The organism is Empedobacter sp. GD03865, assembly GCF_029840775.1.
Taxonomy (GTDB): domain Bacteria; phylum Bacteroidota; class Bacteroidia; order Flavobacteriales; family Weeksellaceae; genus Empedobacter; species Empedobacter falsenii_B.
In genome coordinates, this window is sequence record NZ_JAOCDF010000018.1 from 44,866 (window position 1) to 58,835 (window position 13,970).

17 protein-coding genes are annotated in these 13,970 nt (G+C 31.9%); 5 read left to right on the forward strand and 12 right to left on the reverse strand.

What is annotated here, in order from left to right:
• Window positions 1–21 precede the first annotated feature (21 nt).
• From N5D46_RS08305 to N5D46_RS08325, 5 genes are all read left to right on the forward strand, one after another.
• Window positions 22–252, forward strand: a complete 231-nt coding sequence (locus tag N5D46_RS08305; protein WP_280049720.1) for a hypothetical protein — start codon at window positions 22–24, stop codon at window positions 250–252.
• 84 nt (window positions 253–336) lie between these two features.
• A complete protein-coding gene (locus N5D46_RS08310; RefSeq protein WP_280049721.1) occupies window positions 337–1,179 on the forward strand; it encodes an MbnP family protein in 843 nt (280 codons plus the stop codon).
• Window positions 1,180–1,223: 44 nt separating this feature from the next.
• Window positions 1,224–2,264 (forward strand): cytochrome c peroxidase, encoded by a 1,041-nt coding sequence (locus N5D46_RS08315; RefSeq protein ID WP_125350618.1) that lies wholly within the window; start codon window positions 1,224–1,226, stop codon window positions 2,262–2,264.
• A gap of 10 nt (window positions 2,265–2,274) precedes the next feature.
• The gene (locus N5D46_RS08320; protein ID WP_280049722.1) at window positions 2,275–3,240 is read left to right on the forward strand and encodes a hypothetical protein; all 966 of its coding nucleotides are present in this window, start codon (window positions 2,275–2,277) and stop codon (window positions 3,238–3,240) included.
• Window positions 3,241–3,242: 2 nt separating this feature from the next.
• Entirely contained in the window at window positions 3,243–3,470 is a 228-nt protein-coding gene (locus N5D46_RS08325) for a YHS domain-containing protein (RefSeq protein WP_038334051.1), read from the forward strand.
• 162 nt (window positions 3,471–3,632) lie between these two features.
• Here N5D46_RS08325 and N5D46_RS08330 read toward each other — a convergent pair whose 3' ends face one another.
• From N5D46_RS08330 to ureA, 12 genes are all read right to left on the reverse strand, one after another.
• Complete coding sequence (locus N5D46_RS08330; RefSeq protein WP_280049723.1) at window positions 3,633–4,997, reverse strand: MBL fold metallo-hydrolase; 1,365 nt, start codon at window positions 4,995–4,997, stop codon at window positions 3,633–3,635.
• 284 nt (window positions 4,998–5,281) lie between these two features.
• Window positions 5,282–6,055, reverse strand: a complete 774-nt coding sequence (locus N5D46_RS08335) for a YeiH family protein (protein ID WP_260392416.1) — start codon at window positions 6,053–6,055, stop codon at window positions 5,282–5,284.
• 136 nt (window positions 6,056–6,191) lie between these two features.
• On the reverse strand, window positions 6,192–7,091 hold the full coding sequence (locus N5D46_RS08340; RefSeq protein WP_180906409.1) for an AraC family transcriptional regulator: 900 nt from the start codon (window positions 7,089–7,091) through the stop codon (window positions 6,192–6,194).
• 57 nt (window positions 7,092–7,148) lie between these two features.
• Window positions 7,149–8,036, reverse strand: coding sequence for an urea transporter (locus N5D46_RS08345; protein WP_180906408.1), 888 nt, complete (start codon window positions 8,034–8,036; stop codon window positions 7,149–7,151).
• Between the two features lie 16 nt (window positions 8,037–8,052).
• Complete coding sequence (locus N5D46_RS08350) at window positions 8,053–8,835, reverse strand: urease accessory protein UreD (RefSeq protein WP_280049724.1); 783 nt, start codon at window positions 8,833–8,835, stop codon at window positions 8,053–8,055.
• A 1-nt stretch (window position 8,836) separates the two neighbouring features.
• Window positions 8,837–9,475 carry an urease accessory protein UreG gene (gene ureG, locus N5D46_RS08355; RefSeq protein WP_038336646.1) on the reverse strand — a complete coding sequence of 213 codons (639 nt, stop codon included), beginning with the start codon at window positions 9,473–9,475 and terminating at the stop codon, window positions 8,837–8,839.
• A gap of 21 nt (window positions 9,476–9,496) precedes the next feature.
• Window positions 9,497–10,186 (reverse strand): urease accessory protein UreF, encoded by a 690-nt coding sequence (locus N5D46_RS08360; protein ID WP_038336648.1) that lies wholly within the window; start codon window positions 10,184–10,186, stop codon window positions 9,497–9,499.
• 11 nt (window positions 10,187–10,197) lie between these two features.
• A complete protein-coding gene (locus tag N5D46_RS08365) occupies window positions 10,198–10,698 on the reverse strand; it encodes an urease accessory protein UreE (protein ID WP_038336649.1) in 501 nt (166 codons plus the stop codon).
• A gap of 5 nt (window positions 10,699–10,703) precedes the next feature.
• Window positions 10,704–11,336 carry a hypothetical protein gene (locus tag N5D46_RS08370; RefSeq protein ID WP_038336650.1) on the reverse strand — a complete coding sequence of 211 codons (633 nt, stop codon included), beginning with the start codon at window positions 11,334–11,336 and terminating at the stop codon, window positions 10,704–10,706.
• Window positions 11,337–11,417: 81 nt separating this feature from the next.
• On the reverse strand, window positions 11,418–13,139 hold the full coding sequence (ureC, locus tag N5D46_RS08375; RefSeq protein WP_180906406.1) for an urease subunit alpha: 1,722 nt from the start codon (window positions 13,137–13,139) through the stop codon (window positions 11,418–11,420).
• A gap of 1 nt (window position 13,140) precedes the next feature.
• Entirely contained in the window at window positions 13,141–13,509 is a 369-nt protein-coding gene (gene ureB, locus N5D46_RS08380; protein WP_038336652.1) for an urease subunit beta, read from the reverse strand.
• Between the two features lie 19 nt (window positions 13,510–13,528).
• Complete coding sequence (gene ureA / locus N5D46_RS08385; protein ID WP_038336653.1) at window positions 13,529–13,831, reverse strand: urease subunit gamma; 303 nt, start codon at window positions 13,829–13,831, stop codon at window positions 13,529–13,531.
• Between the last annotated feature and the right edge of the window lie 139 nt (window positions 13,832–13,970).

A 13,970-nucleotide genomic window follows, 5' to 3' on the forward strand; every position in this document is an offset into this window, starting at 1 on the left:
ATCAATAAAGAGCGACCAGAAATGCAATGCAATGGAAAATGTTATTTATCGAAGCAACTAAAAGAAACGGAACAAGAATCTGATTCGGTTTTAGTAAAGAATATTCGATTTGCAGAAATTTATATACATTTCGAATGTTTAGATATTCCATTTATTCAAGATTTTATTGTAAAAATAAAACATCGATTCTTTTGGCAATCATCCTATTCTATCGATTGGGTTTTTAAATATCTAAAACCTCCAATTGTTTAATTAATAGAACAAATATTCAGTATTGGAGAACAATTATTGTTTTCCAACAGCATTTTTATTCAAAAAAATTAAACAATTATTACAATGAAAACAATCAAATATTTTTTAAACTTATCATTTATCGCATTACTTACTTTATTTACTTCCTGCAACAACGATGATGATTTCTCTGAAATTAAATCAACTGAAACAGGTAAAATTCAATTAAAGTTTGAAAATGGATTTGATAATTTGGGAGGAATTGTTCTAGATCAAACAACACAAACCTCATCAAACGGACAAAAACATAAATTAACAAAATTAAAATATATCATTTCTAACATCACATTAATTGACGAAAAAGGAAATGAATTTGATTATCATAAAAACGATCCAGACAAAGGCGCTTTTGTTATTAATCAAGATTCTGCAATAGCTAATGTCGTTTATTTAAATTTGGATAATATTCCTCAAAATAAATATACAAAAGTACGTTTTGGACTTGGTGTATCTCAGAAAGCTTATTTATTAGGCCAGACTGGACAAGCTACTTTTTGGGAAAAAGCAAAGAAAAATGGAATGACTTGGGCTTGGGCTGCTGGTTATGTTTTCTTTAAAATAGAAGGTTTTTATGGCAAAACTACTACTGATACATTCTTTTTAACTCACACAGGAAATATGGGAGATATTAACAAAAATAATGTTCAAGATTTATATAAAGAAGTAACATTAGATTTACCTACATCTGCACGAGTAACTTCTAAGATTAAGCCATCTATTCATATTATGGCAAATTTGAATACCTATTTAAGTGGTAACCATAAATTGACATTAGATGAGTCGAACAATAATATTATGGGATCTTCCAACTTTGCACAATTGGTAACAGAGAACATACAAAATATGTTTCGAGTTGATCATGTACATAACGATGAAAAAAATCAATAAAGTTTATAGCGGTGTTTATAAAACACCGCATAATTCTACAAACAATGAATAAAATAATAACAATTATATTCAGTTTATTCATCTTGTTAAGTTGTAACGATGATGATATTGATTATGGACAAATCGTTGATGAACCTTATCAATTAGAAGTTCCTTCTTATTTTCCTAAAATAACATTTGATACAGATAAATATCCGTTAACTAAAAATGGAGTTGAGTTAGGAAAAAAACTATTTTATGAAGGTCGATTATCTAGAAATAATACTATTTCATGTGCTTTTTGCCATATTCAAGAAAATGCCTTTACTCACCACGGACATCCTGTTAGTCATGGAATTGATGATCGATTAGGAATTCGAAATGCTCCTCCTATTCAAAATTTGGCATTTCTAAATCGATTTATGTGGGATGGCGTTATTCATGATTTAGCTCAACAACCAATTTCTCCTATTACAGCTGAAGAAGAGATGGATACTACTTTTCCCGAAATCATTAAGAAATTATCATCAGATTCTTCTTATCGAAAAATGTTTAAAAATGCTTTTGGAGATGATAAAATCGATGCAAATCGTATTCTCAGCGCATTAGGACAGTTTATGGCTTCAGTTGTATCAAAAGATTCTAAATATGATCAATATTTAAGGAAAGAGACAAATTTAACCGAAACCGAAAAAAAAGGTTTACAACTTTTTCAACAGAAATGTTCAAGCTGTCATAAAGGAACACTTTTTACAGATGAGTCTTTTCGAAATACAGGAATGTATTATAATAAACAATACAAAGATGGAGGTTTATATCGTGTGACATTAGATTCGACTGATTTTATGAAGTTTAGAGTTCCAAGTTTAAGAAATATTGAAATGACCAAACCTTATATGCACGATGGACGATTCTATAGTTTAGAAGCTGTTTTGAATTTTTATTCAGAAGGTGTACAAAATGATAAAAATTTGGATTCTCAACTCAAACAAAATAATCGAATTGGAATTCCTATGACAGAAGAAGAAAAAAAGGCAATTATCTCTTTTCTAAATACATTAACTGATTACTCATTTATTAATAACCCTGCTTATGCAGAATTTTAAATCTATCCAAATGAAATTATATATCAATTTATTTTTCGTTATATTATTTACACCCATTTCATTATTTGCTCATACAGATAATGATTCTATTGTAATCTCTCATTTATATGATTTAGAATTAGATTGTGATGCTTGCGGTTGTTCTGCAACTTCAACCTCAAATGGAATTGAAAATCTTATAAATTCAAATTTCGTTGGTATTCGTTATCTACATCAATCTTATAAAGCTAAAGAAGATGCTTTTTCTAATAAAAGAACACAAAAGCAACAATTCAATACCATTCAATTATGGGCAAGAATTCCAATAAATAATAGAATTGACATCAATGCTAGCATTCCTTACCATTTTCATAATAAAGAAGGTAAAAACTCTTCTTCTATTTCTGGTATTGGAGATTTAAATATGATGGGAATAGTTAAAGTTATTAAATCAAATACAAATTCTAACGAGCTAAAACATGGATTAAGTGCTGCAATAGGTTTAAAAATTCCAATCGCAAAATTTAATCAAGCAAATGCTGAAACAACCAATCCAAGTTTTCAATTAGGTACAGGAAGTTGGGATACTCAGTTTGCAATAAATTACCAATTAGCTTATAAGAATTCGACTTTACAATTAGTAACAGACTACAACTTGAAAGGAGAGAATAAGAAGAAATACAAATTTGGAGATCAATGGAATCAATTAATTCAATTACAACATCTTTTCATTAACAATGAATTAAAATTACTTGGAAAAGTCGGTTTTCAAAACGAATTTTATTATAAAAATGAACAATTTGGGGAGACGATTCCAAAATCTAAGGGAAAAGCTCAATTTGCGAAATTAGGATTAGAAGCAGCTGCTCGAAAATTTAATTTTGGTATAGAATATTTTCAACCTATACTTTCTGATTTAAATTCGGGAGAAATCGAAGTAAAAAACAGAATAGGTTTCTTTTTTAATTACAATTTATTTCAATCTAAAAATCAATAACAATGAAAAAAATATTAACATTAACATTCTTCATCATCTCTTTTTCAATTTTTGCTCAACAAAAACTAAAAGTAAAAGTTGTAAACGAGAAAGATCCTATTTGTGGAATGAATACCGCACAATTCTTAACAGATACCGCAATTTATCAAAAGAAAATTTATGGTTTTTGTAGTAAAAGCTGTAAAGTTGAATTCAAAAAAAATCCAAAAAAATACGTAAAGAAAAAGTAATAGTAAGAAAATAATTTGACAGTAGTTGTACTTGATTCTAAGAAGAATTATTAAGCAACTACTGTCATTTTTATTTAAAATTGTTACTGCTTGAGTAGTACGAGCTCTACTTCTACATTCGAATTTGATGTCAACATTTTTAAAATATTTTAAAAAAACATATTATTTCACTAATGATTTTTGATTCAATTTCCAATCAGCAATTCCTCCACTATAATTTTCAACTTCAAAACCTTTCGATTCCAAAAAACTTTGTGCAATCGTTGCTCGATCTCCAGCTTGACAATGCAAGACAATTTTTTTAGTTGGATCTAATTCATTGTATCTTTTTGGTAAATAACCGAAAAAAATATGCTTCGCTCCTTCGATATGACCTTCTTTAAATTCTGTTTCCCCTCTAACATCTAAAATCTGAATCTCTTCATTTCCAATGTAATTTTCCATTGTATCTGCGTCGATAAAAATAGAAGATTCTAAAGAACTAAAATTACTCAACATATCTGTTGAAGTAATATAACCATAAACATTATCCAAACCAATTCGCATCAATTTTCGTGTCATTTCTTCTACTTCATCCTCTTCTACAATCAACACAATTGGTTCTTGATAATTTACCATCCAACCCATCCAAGTATTGAATGTTTTATTGTTTTGAATATTTAATGTTCCTGGTAAATGGATTTGAGAAAAATCTGTTTTGATACGCGCATCAATCACTTTCATTCCAAAATCTTTCGCTTTTTCAAATTCGATGTATGTTAATTTAGCCCATTTCGGAACTTCGATCAACAAAGGACGTTTTGTTTTATTCAGCTTTTTCATCATTGCAAAATAAGCTGGTGCTTCGGGTTGATCTGCCAATAAATAATCAACAAATCCTTTTTCATTCGAATCAAATTGCAACGCCCAATTTCTGATTTTCTCATAACCAACCGTCGTACTTGCTACAGCACCCAAAGCTTTTCCGCAAGCAGAACCTGCTCCATGTGCTGGCCAAACTTGTAGATAATCTGGCAATGCTTGAAATTTTTTCAACGATTCAAACATCTGCTTCGCTCCTACTTCTTTAGTACCAATTAATCCAGCAGCTTCTTCTAATAAATCTGGACGACCAATATCTCCTACAAAAACAAAATCTCCAGTAAAAATCATAACCGGTTCTTTCGTCGCAGGCGTATCTGTTAATAAGAAACTAATACTTTCTGGCGTGTGACCTGGTGTATGCATCACCTCAAAAATTAGATTTCCAACTTCTATTTTATCGCCATTTTTTAATCCGATATGTTCAAAATCGTATTGCCAATCTTCACCTCCTTCATCAGACAAATACATCTTTGCTCCTGTTACATAAGCTAACTCTTGGCTACCAGAAAGATAATCAGCATGAATATGTGTTTCTGCAATATGCGTAATTTTCAGCTTATTTTCTTCTGCTATTTTTAAGTATATATCAATATCTCTTTTTGGATCGATTACAATTGCTTCTCCTTTTGCTTGACAACCTACAAGGTAACTTGAATGTGCCAATGACTTTTCAAAAATGTGTTGAAAAAACATATGATATTTTTATGGTTTAACCTTTTCTAATTTGTTAAGCAAAGTTAAGTTGCTAAAAAAAAATCGACAGTAACCAATGTTACAGACTTAAAATAGAAAGAATAAAGATTTTAAAAATAATTTAAAACCAAAACCAAAGATAAAATGGAGATAAAAATCCAAAGTAAAATTCCGTATGATAAGGTTTTAAAACCTGCTTGTTTGATGGATTGTATGTTAATCAACGAGCCAATCATAAATAAAGCAACAACCATTTATTGTTTCGAAATTCCTTGTAAAATGTGATAAACTTTTTCGCCTTGAGGAAAATTAGTAGCGATAAGCATTGTTGCAATAAAACCAATAATAAAATAAGGAAATTTGTAAGAAGAGTTCTCTTTTTTGTTGAAATAACCAATTAATAAAGCCAACGGAAAAATCCATAATGTTCGGCTCAATTTCACAGTAGTTGCAACTTCTAAAGCTTGTTCACCGTATTGTTTGGCTGCACCGACAACAGAACTTGTATCGTGAATTGCAATTGCCGACCACAAACCAAATTGATATTGCGATAACTGAAAATAATGTCCAATAAACGGAAAAATCATTAATGCAATCGCATTCAACACAAACACAACTGCCATAGCAATGGTAATTTGATTCGCTTTTAGTTGTAAAACCGAAGAAATTGTGGCAATGGCACTTCCTCCACAAATAGCAGTTCCTGAAGTAATCAGCAGCGATGTATTCTTATTGATTTTTAATAATCGGTAGAATACAAATCCTAATGTAAAAACACTTAACACAGAAATAAAAGTGAGAAAAAATCCATCTTTACTTACCGAAACTGCCTCGTGAAGATTCAAACCTAACCCTAAACCAATGATTGCAATATTCAATAATTTCTTTGAATATCGCTTTGAGATTTCCCCAAATTCATTCTGAAAAATTAAGCCATAACCAATCCCTAAAAGTAACGCCACAGACGACTCTACAAAAGGAAAAAAAGTAAATAGCAACAATCCAAAATAAACTATACGGGCAATCATTTGTTTTATGAAATACAAAAACAAAAGTAATTGACCGTATCAAAATAGATTGTAACATTTGTTACAAATAAGATTATTTTTAGAAAATTTTTCTAAATACAAAAGATATGTATTTAAAATTATCTATTCAATTTGTTTAAAAAACTGGATTTTTAGTACATTGAGAATTCCAGATTTGTTCACGGTATTCTTTTGGTGTGATACCTGCGACTTTTTTGAACAATTGAGTGAAATGTGAAGCGGTCTGAAAATTAAGCTCAAAGGCAATTTCAGAAATTCTTTTACTTGAATGCAATAATGCTTTGCTATAATTAATATCCGTTTCGTTAATCCATTGTTTCGGCTTCTTTTGCGTAATATCTTTCACACATTTGTTGAGATAATTTTCTGTTACAAATAATTTATCTGCATAAAAAGTGACTTTCTTTTCTTCTATATGATGTTTAAAAAGTAAATCTTTAAACTGCAGAGAAAGCTCCATTGGACGCGTAGTTGTACTCGGAATCTTTTTGTAATCGATATTAAGTAACTTTAATAAAACAACATGTAACATCGCGATAATAATCTCATTAATTTCAAGGCTATTCAAGAAAATTTCTTGTTCCATTAAAAACAATAATTGATGAATGGTTTGAAAAGTAACCGCATCGAGTGATAAATAAGGCGACATCAAGAAAATACTCGATTTATATTTTGGCAATTCTAGTTCAGATAAAATATGATTTTCATACGCCAAAAAGAAACCTTCTATATCATCGGACATTTCTACTGTTGCAGTAATGGTTCCTTGTTTTATAAAAATTATTTCATTTTCGTTTACTTCATATTCTTTGTTCTCTAAATATTGTTTCATGCTTCCTTTCGTGACAAACATGATAAAATTAAATGTTGTTCTATATGGAATAACGGGCATTAAAATATCTTTTAGATAATATTCTAATCGATATAACTGTATATCCTCATTATTTCCTAAAACTTGGGTACTTAGATGAGCTAGAAATAGTTCTTTGTATTGTGAGTTTGATATCATTTCCATCGCAATGCTTTTTAAAATGAAACTGTTTTTATTCTTCGAATTTTATGCCAAATTACATTATACTCCAAAAAATCGATCAGTATATTTTTTTATAAATAATGTGCACCAAGTTCCTACAACAAAAGGAAATGTAAGAACTCCTCCAAATGATGCGAAAATATTGATTTTAACAAATAGAACATCTATCAAAACGGTGATAAAAACACCTAATAAAACCCAAAAACCATCTATTCGTTTAGTTCCAGCAAATACAATTGCTGTTAAAACAGCATTAAAACCAAATAATCCCATATGAATTTGCTCTACTGGTTCTCCAAATAAATTTGAAATTTCTGCACTAAAAATAGAAGCTGCCAAACCGTACAAAGCTGCTGCGGGCGAACCTATAAAAACGGCAATAAAAAAGATGATACCAGACATTGGACCACCTTGAAAGATTACTTCTCCGAAACCATTTGTTGATGTAAACAAATCGTTTGTTTCTAATAAAGTTATAGTATTTCCTGCAGTTGCAGGTCCTATTGTTGTAAAATGGTGAATTCCGAAGATTAAACACCATGTTAATAGAATAAATGGTAAAGTAAAAACTGGAATATTTCTTTTGATAAAAAAATGTTGAATAATCGCTGCTAAAGCAGAAGCAACCACCAACAAAATCCAGATAAGAAAAGTAGAGTCGAACATAATTGTTAATGCCACACCAACTAAAGCAGCACTAAATCCATATAAACCTGCGTTGATTTCTTCTTTGTTATATTTTAGTAAGATTGCTGTAATTGTCCCAACTGCTGTCGAAACAATTGCGCCAATTCCTCCTTCTATACTTCCTAAGAAAATACCAATCAAAAACAATAAACCTGTACTACTGTTTTCTTGCAACATGATTTGTCCTAAACCTTTTAGAACTTGATCTATAAATGGAACTTTCGTTAAAATTTTGTCCATGATTTTTTATTTGTTTCTATAATTCCCAAAGTAAATCTTGGGCAACCAAGAAATAATTATACATTGCTTCTCCTCCTTGACTTAGAGCTCTTATGACGAAACCATTTCCGTCCAAAACAGAAATCCCAATTTCTACATTCGTATGTTTTTTTGCAATTTCTAATAATGTTTCTACCAACGCAACTTTATCCGTTTCTGATTTTGTACTAAAGAAAATAAAACTTCCTTGATGTGTATAATTCTCTAAAATACCAATACTACTAATCGGAATTAAATCGGGTTGAATTAAGACATTATCTTTGACTACTAATTTGTTTTGATGATAGATTTCAGTCAAATTCTGAAAACGTTTTAACTTAAAAACTTCTCCCGAATGTTTACGTCCACAGGTAATAATCTCACTAATAATAATTTGACTATTCTCTCCAATTGTAATAGCAGCGCTACTTTTGAAATTAGAGTTTTCATGCGGAACAACTGGATGTGGCACATAGGCAAACGACGCATTGTTGTGGATATTAATCGTTAACTTTTGCGTTGCTTCATCATCCATGTTAAACAATCGTTGGTATGATTGCGATTGTAACTGTAACGCAGCATTATCTTCTACATCAATATTCAGAATATATTCGTCGCCATTCAAAATTCCAGGCGAAGAAGTCATCGTCATTTGATATAATTTATTATCTAATTTTCGTTGCCCAACAGATACAACACGGAAAGGTTTACCGACGTATAAATTTTTGACGAACGATTTACCTTCCTTGTACCCTGCAACAATATCTAATCTACATTCCATCTTATCTCAAAAGATTTGGTTCTTCGATTTCTTCTAAAAGTGCATATTTTTTAATCCAACCAATCACGCTGTCCAAACCTTCTTCTGTTTTTAGATTTGTGAAAACGAAAGGTGCTCCATTTCTCATGCGTTTTGTATCGCTTTCCATCACTTCTAAACTTGCTCCTACGTGTGGCGCTAAATCTATTTTGTTGATGATTAATAAATCTGAACGTTGGATACCAGGTCCACCTTTTCTTGGAATTTTTTCACCTTCGGCTACATCTATAATAAAAATCGTCACATCAGCCAAATCTGGGCTATATGTTGCAGCTAAATTATCTCCTCCACTTTCAATTAAAATCAATTCAATATCAGGAAAACGATCTGCTAATTCATCAACTGCTTCCAAATTCATACTTGCATCTTCACGAATCGCTGTATGAGGGCAACCTCCAGTCTCTACGCCAATAATTCTATCTTCTGGTAAAAGGCTATTTTTTGCCATAAATTTGGCATCTTCTGAACAAAAAATATCGTTTGTGATCACTCCTAAATTATAATCACTAAACATTTTTCGACTTAATTTTTCTAATAAAGCTGTTTTTCCAGAACCTACAGGTCCACAAACTCCAACTTTGATATATTTTCTATTTTCCATTTTGAATATTGTTTATAAAATTTATGACATGTATAAGCGAGAATATAAGCGCTCGTGTTGCATACATCTGATATCAAACGATGTGTTGCATAAACCTACATATTCTCTATCTAATTCTATTGTTTCTTTGGCTGTTTGAGAAATTGTTTCGTACAAATCGAACATCAAATCTTGTCCATCCAATTGTCCCAAAGGCACTAATTTCACTGCGTTTGTTACAATTCCAGAAGCCGAAGTGTAGTAAAAAGCAAACAATGCTTCGTAAAGTGGAATTTGTAATAAACTGGTATAAATTCCGAAAACAATCGCGTAATTAGAATAAGCGATGTTTTGTTTGATGTTTCGCTCGTATTCCTCAACAAATTCTGATTCTACACGACGCTTGAAAATTTTGATTAAACGCAAGCCTAATTTTTGACTTGCTTGTCTGATTTCTTTTGGCGCTTTTAGAGCAGAACATTCTTCATCTAATTTCAAAATTTCATTCAAATCCGAATTTTGAGTTGCTTCGTAGGCTAATTTTACAAAAGCACCATCATTATATTTCAGATTATATTTCATCATATTTTCTACAAACTCTTGCGCCGTTTGCTTGTTATTAACGATTCCATTCTGAATATAAGTTTCTAATCCATTCGAATGCGTATAAGCACCAATCGGTAAAGTAGGATCAGAAATATGTAATAAACTTGCTAAAAATTCTTGTTTCATTCTTTATCTTTTTACGATAATTTTATTTTCAGATTTTTTGTAGACATTGAACCTCCTACTTTGGTCTCGCGATGATGATCTACATTGGCATTCAATAGATGTAGGAGTTTTAAATCTTGAACTTTTGGATTGTAGCCAGATGATTCTAACCAGCGAAAAATGGTCAATTCGAAAGGCATAAGCAACAAATCATTTTCATTGTAAAGTGGTAAATGTTTGTTTCCTATTTCGTGGCAAAGTGCGCTCATTTCGAGAATAGATTGAGGAGAAAGCACAATCGTTTTGGTTTCTAAAACATTCACAACAATTGCCGTTTCGTCATCTATAAAAAGAATATCTCCATCGTGCAAACGTTGTTTATCTTTCAAAAATTTGATCGCGACATCCTTTCCACCTCTTGTTCTTTTGCGTTGAATTCTCTTGGTTGTTTCGTACCAATCTAAATCCAAATAATCAATTGATTGTAAAATTGATTGTTCTGCAACACTTCCTATTCTCTCATTAATAATCATCTTGCTTAATTTTTTCTTCTAAAATCGATATTTTTAGATACGCCCATTCCAAATGCAGAGCCATTAACTCCAGCAACAGATGTTTTTGTCCAACCTTCTTTTGATTTTGTTTCTAACAGCGAAAAATCTGCAAATCTAAATTTCAATCCCCAGCCGCCGCCTAAAACAATCCCAATCATAGGATAACCTCTCAATCGAAAACCATTAAAATTTTCCATAGATGCTGTTGTTTCAGACAATTGTTGTCCCCAAACATAATGCACATCAAAATGCGCAATTAGCGTAAAATATTTTCCAAGCGCCAAGGACGGACTATACCAAATCCCTGTTTCATTTTGTTTGCTTACAACTTGATGATTGATATTATCTTCTGTATATGCGTAGTTAACCCCAATCGCATCATTATTATTAAAGAAATATCCTATACCAATCGGAGCACTTGAGACGTTACTACTACGACCAGATGGCGACGTAACTTTAGAATAATCCAATGAACCATATAGTGAAAATTGTCCTTTTGGACCTTCATCATTGTCTTTCAATCTCATTCCTCCTAAGATTTGCCCGTTCATTTTCCCTGAAATCAATGACATTCCAATTACTGCAATTGAAAAAACTATTTGATTAAAATTTATCATTTATACTTAAAAACCTGATTTTATTATTTCATTAAAAAATTTGAAAAGGCTCAGCACGTTGTCTGAGCCTATTTTTAATGATTAGAATAAATAATACAATTGAGCTAAAGGAACAACTTCCGATGGTTCGCATGTAATATATTCTCCGTCAACATATACTTTATAATTTTCTGCATTCACTTCAATATTTGGTGTTTTATCGTTGTGAATCAAATCTTTTTTACCAATATTTCTACAGTTTTTAACAGGTAAGAAAACTCTGTTCAAATTATAACTGTCAATTGTTCCGTTATCAATAGAAGCCTGAGAAACGAATGTGATATTCGTTTTCTGAACTGCTTTACCGAAAGAACCAAACATATTTCTATAAATAACTGGTTGTGGAGTTGGAATAGATCCGTTTGGATCTCCCATTTTACTACCTGCGATAAATCCTCCTTTCAAGATCATTTCTGGTTTAACACCAAACATGGCAGGTTTCCAGATTACTAAATCGGCAATTTTACCAACCTCGACAGATCCGATATAATCTGAGATTCCGTGTGCTATTGCAGGATTGATTGTATATTTTGCGATGTAACGTTTTGCACGGAAGTTATCATTGTCATGACCTTTATCTTCTGCAATTTCTCCACGTTGATCTTTCATTTTACTTGCCGTTTGCCAAGTTCTTGAAATCACCTCTCCTGGACGTCCCATTGCTTGAGAATCTGAACTCATGATACTGAAAACACCCATATCATGTAAAATATCTTCGGCAGCAATTGTTTCTGGACGAATACGAGAATCAGCAAATGCTACATCTTCAGGAATATTTTTACTCAAATGGTGACAAACCATTAACATATCCAAGTGCTCATCAATTGTGTTAACTGAATAAGGACGAGTTGGATTTGTAGATGCTGGTAATACATTTGGATACATCGCAGATTTGATGATATCTGGCGCGTGGCCTCCACCAGCTCCTTCTGTATGGAATGTATGAATAACACGACCATTGATCGCTTCCATTGTATCTTCTAAAAAACCTCCTTCGTTTAACGTATCGGTGTGGATCGCAACTTGTACATCATATTTATCTGCAACTTTCAATGCTGCATCAATTGTAGATGGTGTTGCACCCCAGTCTTCGTGAATTTTTACTCCTAAAGCTCCAGCTTCTATTTGTTCTTCGATTGGCTCAACAGTTGCACAGTTTCCTTTTCCGAAGAATCCAAAGTTCATTGGAAAAGACTCAGTCGCTTCCATCATTTTTTGAATATTGAATTTTCCTGGCGTAACCGTTGTTGCATTAGAACCATCATTAGGTCCTGTACCTCCACCAATCATTGTTGTAATACCACTGAATAAAGAAGTATTAATTTGTTGTGGAGAAATGTAATGAATGTGTGTATCGATACCACCAGCTGTCACAATCATTCCAGCTCCATTGTGTACTTCAGTCGAAGCTCCGATAATCATTCCTTCGGTAATTCCGTCCATTGTATCTGGGTTACCAGCTTTACCAATACCAACGATTTTACCATCTTTGATACCGATATCTGCTTTTACAATTCCCCAGTGATCAATAATAATTGCACGAGTAATACAAAGGTCTAAAACACCTTCTGCACGCAATTTTGTAGAGTTTTGTCCCATACCATCACGTACAGTTTTTCCTCCTCCAAAAATTGATTCATCACCATAATGTCCAAAATCTTTTTCAATTTCGATAATAAGATTTGTATCTCCTAAACGTACTTTATCTCCCGTTGTAGGGCCTAAAATATTGGCGTATTGTTTTCTGTCTACTTCTAAACTCATTTTAAAGACTTTTAAAATTGTGAGATTTCATATTCTCTAATGCTTGTTGTTTTTGCTCGTCTGATTCTATAGAACCTTGAACCAAATTGCTGAATCCGTACATTTTTTTGTCACCAGCGATTTCTACTAATTCAACTTCTTTTTCTTCTCCTGGCTCAAAACGAATAGCTGTACTTGAAATAATGTTTAATCGTTTTCCGAAAGCAGCTTCACGATCAAAAAGCATCGCTTTATTTACTTCGAAAAAGTGGAAATGAGAACCAACTTGTATTGGTCGATCTCCTGTATTAATCACATTAATTTTTACCGTATCTCTACCTTCGTTACAAACAATTGTTCCTTCTTTTACAAAAATTTCTCCTGGTATCATTTTCTTTTATTTTTTAGAATTAACGAATAGGATTATGAACCGTTACCAACTTTGTTCCGTCAGGAAAAGTCGCCTCCACTTGTACATCGTGTATCATTTCTGCAACTCCTGGCATTACATCGTCAGTTGTTAAGATGTTTGCTCCTTCTTGCATCAATTCTGCAACTCGTTTCCCATCTCTTGCTCCTTCCAAAATAAAGTGGCTGATAAGCGCAATAGATTCTGGATAATTTAATTTTACGCCTCTTGCTTTACGTTTCAACGCAAGCTCTCCAGCAGTATGTAACATTAGCTTTTCTAATTCGCGTGGTGTTAAATGCATTTTTTTATTTTTTAAAAAATTAGATATTTATCCTACACATTGATGTAAACAATTTGTGTGTGAATATGTTGAATTTTGACAATAAGAATCCTTCATTGCTTTGTTAAAAACAATGAAATCTATTGTAGATTAATAAAAA